Source organism: Methylobacterium sp. E-005, from assembly GCF_022829725.1.
Lineage (GTDB): Bacteria > Pseudomonadota > Alphaproteobacteria > Rhizobiales > Beijerinckiaceae > Methylobacterium.
Genome location: NZ_JAKSYG010000188.1, coordinates 1 through 2968, shown reverse-complemented (window position 1 = coordinate 2968; position 2968 = coordinate 1). Strand labels below are relative to the sequence as shown.

Sequence of the window (2968 nt, the reverse complement as noted above, 5' to 3'; positions counted from 1 at the left end):
AACTTAGATCCGGCGTGGTTAGCCGATGATCGCCCCAGCCGCCTTCGGGATAGTACATCAGCCCGGCGAACAGCGCGTACATTCGACCCTCCTAGCCCCTCTCCCCCGCCCTTGAAGACAAGGCCGCCCGGCAAATGCTGGGTGGCCTATTTTTTTGCTCAGATCCGGACTGATCCGCGACCGCGTGCCGGTTCGTTCTCCGGCACCTTGAACACGCGCTTGAACATGCGCTTGAACTCCATCCACGTGTCCGACGCCTGCATCAGGCCCACAACCTTCGACAGGTGCTTCTCCAAGTGCGGGTTGCCGATCTCGTCGGTGAGGAACTGGTGGTGCTTGAACTTTCGTTTGCCGTCGAGGTCTTTCGGGTTTTGTGTGCGAAGCTGCTCCAGCACGCCGTCCGGCAGCCGCTCATAGACTAACGCGTTGGTGAGCTTGCCGACGTACCCCGGCTTGGAACGGCTGGCGGGATCAAGGCCGTCCCAACCATGCAGCCGGTAAATTTCCTCGTAGAACTCTAGCGGGAAGCGTTGAGCCCACGGCAGCAGCTCTTTTGAGATGTATGCCTCTAGGATCTTGGCGAGGGCGTCGCGCTTGCGAACCTGCTGGTAGCCGGTCGCCTCGTCGACCAAGGCTACGATGCCGACCCTGGCGAGGCCGCGCATGACCAGTTCGCACTGATAAGCGATCGGCATCTGCTGCGGCTGGAGAGCCTTCGCATCCCGAGCAGACAAGACTGCCTCGCAGAGCATGACGAGCGTGTCGGCTTCGTAGCCGTAAGCCTGATTGCCGCTCGGCGTGCGGAAGTGAACAGGGTTCCGGACTCTATCGGCTAACTCGTTGTCAATGAACGGATTTATGATCTTTCCGGCCGCAAAAAGCTCCATCCGACTCATGCCAGCGCGCATGCTGCCGCCCTGAGCTATCCCTAAGGCTTTCTGCATGCCGCCTGCAGACAGGATCCGCCGTTCGTCCTCCAAGACGAAGCAGGGCAATTCCATCTCGCCAATGCGCACAGGGCGGTCGTCGGAGCCGAACTCGGCCTTTGGCAGCAGCGCCCGGCTGGGATCGACCTTGGCCCAACGGGCGGCAGCTCCTGCCCGCGCCACCTCGCGCCGTTCTTCGGGCGTCATCTTGTTCATGCGCGCTTTGCCTGCGCGGCTCTGAGGCGTTTTATCGTCGGGGTCTTGGTCACCTGACATGGCAGCTCCTGCTATCGTCCGATAGCATATATATGCCAGCGTCCGTTAGCATCAAGGGCCGCCTTCCCCCACCCCCAACGCCCTCAACAGATCCCGTCCGGATTGCGTCAGGAACCACCTCACTTCCTTCGGCTTCGTCTTCGGTGGCCGAGCCTCCACGTAGCCGATGACTTCCAAGGCCTTCATCGCTGTTGGATGGGCTGAGATACGAAGGCCTCCGGGATTGGCCTGGATGGCGCGTAGGGCTTCTATCTGGCGGGGAGAAGGGCGGGTTGGCATGAGGGCGAGCTAGGATGGCTTGGCGCCCTGCGCAATCGCCTGAATGATCAGCCATTCGCCAAGCCGGAGCATCGCATCCGGCTTGAGTTCGCACCACGCCTCCCCGTCGCATCCAATCATCTCAAGCGTCGCGCCGTCCTTAGTGGCATGGGCTCGCACGTCGTCGGATCCGCGCTCGCCGGGCTCTTCGTGTAGAGGATCGCTCATTCAGGGCTCCTGGGTGGGGGAGAGAGCAACTCGCCCGCACGTTCGGCAGACATCGCGAACGTAGGTGGCTGGTCGGCATGCTGCCAACGCCTTCGGCATGTCACCGAAGATCGTGTTTGAGAGTTCTGCGTGGGTCAGAACGCGAGCCGTGCCGTATGTGTAGCGAGCCTCAAACCGGCAGCCTCTGAACCACTTCCCGGCTCGCTGGCAATTGGGGTCGATACCCATCCCTCAGGCCTCCTCGGCAACAGGGGAGAGAGCGGCGTCGATCATCGTCGTGTAGATCGCGCAGACGATGCCTTCCTGCTCTTTTCGATAGCTTCCCGGCAGATAGGCTGCGATCATCTCGGCGGTCGGCTCGCGCATGGCGTCGAGGGCGGTTTTTGCCTCCGGGATCCAGTCCTCCCAGCCTTCTTCGGTGCCATAGGCTAGGTCGTGCAGCGCTCGCGCGATGCGCTCGACCATTTCCGAAACGGCTTTGCTCATCACATCCTCCGATCAGGCGTCCTTGTTGGGATTGAGCTTGGTGTCGGTGAGGGCGGCGCGGGCCTTCACTATGACATCCTTGTCGACGGTATCTGCTGGGTCGTAGACCAGCGCCTCAAGCTGCTCGGCATAGGAAACGAGAGCTTCCAGCGCCTTCTCAGACCGCTCTGCACGGGCGAGGGCGGCGTCACGAGCGGCTTCAGCGGTTCGGGTCGCCTTCATCCAGACATCGACACCGCTCCTCAGGTGCTCGACAAGGCCCTGTAGATTAGCCTCGCCGGACTGGCAGCGCCGATGCATCTTCTGGACGCCTTCTCGCAAACCATCCCTCTCCGCTTCTACAGCGGCAAGCCGGGTTCTTAGGGTATGGGTGTCTTCTGAGGACATGGGCTAGGATCCTTCCGCAGCACGGGCTGCAATCTCGGCGGTGCCCTTGGCGGTTCGAAGCCAGATGATCGGCTTGCCGTCGTCCAGCCGGCGGACCAGTTCTTCGCGCTCAAGGTAGATCATGCGCTTGTGCGCAGCGGCGAGTCCGCGCCGATCATGCGGCAAGCCAGCGTCTATGCATCGGCATGAGAGGGCGTACCCATTCTTCTCATCCAAGACGCGCAAAAGCGCTTCGTCCTGGGGTGCGAGTGCTGAGCGTAGAAGCGGCTCGCTCATCATCTGTCTCCTCAGGTAAGAGAAGGGGAGGCGGGGTTAGGCGGACTGCTCAAGCGCAGCGCGCCCGTGCGGTGTGATCTGCCAGCCCCATTTGCCATCCTCACGCTGGTCGTAGCCGACTAGACCGAGCT

5 protein-coding genes are annotated in these 2968 nt (G+C 61.8%); all 5 read right to left on the bottom strand.

Annotation, left to right across the window (positions count from 1 at the left end):
• Positions 1-158 precede the first annotated feature (158 nt).
• On the bottom strand, positions 159-1202 hold the full coding sequence (locus tag MKK88_RS21185; protein WP_244003193.1) for a P63C domain-containing protein: 1044 nt from the start codon (positions 1200-1202) through the stop codon (positions 159-161).
• Between the two features lie 288 nt (positions 1203-1490).
• Entirely contained in the window at positions 1491-1688 is a 198-nt protein-coding gene (locus MKK88_RS21180) for a hypothetical protein (RefSeq protein ID WP_244003191.1), read from the bottom strand.
• 231 nt (positions 1689-1919) lie between these two features.
• The gene (locus tag MKK88_RS21175) at positions 1920-2174 is read right to left on the bottom strand and encodes a hypothetical protein (RefSeq protein WP_244003189.1); all 255 of its coding nucleotides are present in this window, start codon (positions 2172-2174) and stop codon (positions 1920-1922) included.
• 12 nt (positions 2175-2186) lie between these two features.
• Complete coding sequence (locus MKK88_RS21170; RefSeq protein WP_244003188.1) at positions 2187-2561, bottom strand: hypothetical protein; 375 nt, start codon at positions 2559-2561, stop codon at positions 2187-2189.
• Between the two features lie 3 nt (positions 2562-2564).
• Positions 2565-2837: a hypothetical protein gene (locus tag MKK88_RS21165; protein WP_244003186.1), complete on the bottom strand. Its 273-nt coding sequence runs from the start codon at positions 2835-2837 to the stop codon at positions 2565-2567.
• Between the last annotated feature and the right edge of the window lie 131 nt (positions 2838-2968).